The following is a 2,101-nucleotide window of genomic DNA, read 5'->3' on the forward strand; positions in this document are numbered from 1 at the left end:
AAATACAAAATCAAAAATATAAAATTATCAAATCATACCCAGAATCAGCAACGCCAAAGTTAAAAGTAATATCTGACGCTTGTTTGAGCATTTATAGCAGAAAAATCAAGGGACAATTATTCCGACTACCTCCTAATCAATTCCCAATTATCCTGACTTTTGACTCCTACCTTTACCAAAAGACTTTATTCAGTCAACCCTAATTAAAGAGGGTATGGTTAGCGATCGCCAAGCCAAAAATTTACAAAAATAAAAATTATTTCGAGTAACCAGAGTGATGTTAGAGTTAATTTGACTATAATGTTACTAAGTTTATACTTGATGGAAATTATGGAGTAAAAATTATCCTACTCAATATCCTATTTACCTATTTATTCGCTGCATACAATTTATGAAGCTATTATAAAGTTTCATCAATAATTCCGTATTTATTCTAATTGGCGCTCTTGTTTTTTTTGGTGTATAATTCATATAGAATTAAAAAAATAAAAGTAAACTTTTGGGTCTAAGTTAAGTAAGTAAATTTATTATCATAAATCAAAACTCTGAAAACTTATACTCAGTATTAATTTGCTTAAATGACCTAATAGCACAGGTGCTAATTTATAAACTGTAAACCTTAGACTTTATAAATATTTACGCCTAAACTTATGAAAAAATTACTAACTGCCATTGCTTCTACCGTTGCTTTGAATTTGGGAGTAGCAGGAACTGCTCCAGCTTTCTTCCTACCACCACCACCACCTCCTCCTCCTCCTCCTAGTCTTCCAGGGTTACCAATTCCACCTCTATTTAATCCACCTGATGCAGGAACATCAGAGATAAGTGGAGCTGAATATTGTAAGACGGATGTGATGAAGGCGGCTAATATAGTTGGACCAAAAGGAATTCAACAATGTGTTGCTAGTACCCCAGGACAAGTTTGGTCTGTTTTCTCTGGTTATCTAACTGGTAACGTACAGCCTGTGATAGAAGCAGCAATATGTGTAAAGAACAATTATCCTACAGAGTATAGCAATGCTGTAGCACAAGCTGTGACATTTGAAGGTGAGTGTAAGGTATATGGTGAATAATTAGATATCTTGCTCTTTCATAAAGTTTCTTACATTGAACAAAAGCAGTAAGTTTTTAGTTTATTAGTAATAAAAACTCTCTTAATTTTAGAGGGTTAACAACAGAAACCAAATAATTAGACAAACTTTGACATAATTAGACAATTCTGGTAATGTAATCAAATGCCTGTCTAACTTATTAACTGTTGAAAATGAAATCTTTTAAAACCAAGTTAAAAGTTAATAATCAGCAAAAAACAATTCTTGCTAAACACGCTGGTGTTGCTAGGCATGCTTATAATTGGGGGTTAGCAACTTCTATTGCTGAGTACAAAACCACAAAAAAACGCCCTAGTGCAATTACTTTGCATAAACGTTTAGTAGCGGAAGTTAAATCAATTAATCCTTGGTATTATGAGGTATCGATCGGGCGCCCCTCAACAAGCTTTAAGAGATTTAGAAAGGGCATTTAAAAACTTTTTAACTATTCGGGGACGTGGTGTTCCGGTCTTTAAGAAAAAAGGTAGAAAAGACAGCTTTTACTTAGAAGGAAGTATTAAGATTTTCCAAGGAAACTACATACAATTACCCAGAATAGGAGTAGTAAAAACTTACGAAATCTTGCCGAATTGCAAAGTAAAAAATGTCAGAATATCCAAAAGAGCAGATAATTGGTACATCAGTTTTAAATATGATATTGAACCCGTACCAACAGAAAAAGTTGAAGAAACTATTGGTGTAGACATAGGCATAAATACATTAGCAACCTGTTCTGATGGCAGTAAATTTGCTAACGTCAAAGCCTACAGGCAAGACAAAAAACAATTAGTTCGTCATCAACGTGCAGTCAGCAAAAAAGTTATTGGCTCCAAAAACAGACGCAAAGCAGTAAAAAAACTAGCAAAACTCCACAAGAAAGTAGCTGATATTAGAGCAGATGCACTACATAAACTCACAACATGGTTAGCTAAAAACCACAGCCACCTAAGTAATTGAGGATTTGAATGTAAGTGGAATGCTCAAAAAGCGGTGCGACCCCGCGACGACGC

General features: G+C 34.3%; 4 protein-coding genes. All 4 read left to right on the plus strand.

Going from position 1 to position 2,101, the window contains the following annotated elements; all coding sequences use genetic code 11:
• On the plus strand, nucleotides 1-203 hold a 203-nt coding region (locus AC3DU7_RS32105; RefSeq protein ID WP_488043278.1), incomplete at its 5' end, for a hypothetical protein.
• A 447-nt stretch (nucleotides 204-650) separates the two neighbouring features.
• On the plus strand, nucleotides 651-1,073 hold the full coding sequence (locus AC3DU7_RS32110; RefSeq protein WP_488043279.1) for a hypothetical protein: 423 nt from the start codon (nucleotides 651-653) through the stop codon (nucleotides 1,071-1,073).
• 191 nt (nucleotides 1,074-1,264) lie between these two features.
• Nucleotides 1,265-1,525 (plus strand): helix-turn-helix domain-containing protein, encoded by a 261-nt coding sequence (locus AC3DU7_RS32115; protein ID WP_488043280.1) that lies wholly within the window; start codon nucleotides 1,265-1,267, stop codon nucleotides 1,523-1,525.
• Complete coding sequence (locus AC3DU7_RS32120; RefSeq protein WP_488043281.1) at nucleotides 1,467-2,048, plus strand: RNA-guided endonuclease InsQ/TnpB family protein; 582 nt, start codon at nucleotides 1,467-1,469, stop codon at nucleotides 2,046-2,048. Before AC3DU7_RS32115 ends, AC3DU7_RS32120 begins: the two co-directional genes overlap by 59 nt.
• Nucleotides 2,049-2,101 lie beyond the last annotated feature (53 nt).

This window comes from Okeania sp., assembly GCF_983059655.1.

Coding starts and splice junctions, on each gene's coding strand:
- AC3DU7_RS32110 (WP_488043279.1), top strand. CDS start 651: ATGAAAAAATTACTAACTGCCATTGCTTCTACCGTTGCTTTGAATTTG.
- AC3DU7_RS32115 (WP_488043280.1), top strand. CDS start 1,265: ATGAAATCTTTTAAAACCAAGTTAAAAGTTAATAATCAGCAAAAAACA.
- AC3DU7_RS32120 (WP_488043281.1), top strand. CDS start 1,467: ATGAGGTATCGATCGGGCGCCCCTCAACAAGCTTTAAGAGATTTAGAA.